Raw genomic sequence first — 212 nt, 5'->3', positions numbered from 1 at the left:
TATCATGCAATCTTACCATACTATCAGGTATTAATCTTTCTTTCGAAAGGCTATCCCTGAGTAAACGGAAGGTTGGATACGCGTTACTCACCCGTGCGCCGGTCGCCGGCGATTGAAGCAAGCTTCAATCCCGCTGCCCCTCGACTTGCATGTGTTAAGCCTGTAGCTAGCGTTCATCCTGAGCCAGGATCAAACTCTTCATTGTAAAATAT

General features: G+C 47.2%; 1 rRNA gene. It reads right to left on the bottom strand.

The features are described 5' to 3' along the window. A 16S ribosomal RNA gene (locus H6A61_RS15850) occupies positions 1 to 205 on the bottom strand; the annotation flags it as partial. Positions 206 to 212 lie beyond the last annotated feature (7 nt).

Source organism: Bacteroides caecigallinarum (assembly GCF_016901995.1).
GTDB classification, from domain to species: domain Bacteria; phylum Bacteroidota; class Bacteroidia; order Bacteroidales; family Bacteroidaceae; genus Phocaeicola; species Phocaeicola cellulolyticus.
This window is presented reverse-complemented; position numbering and strand designations above follow the sequence as displayed.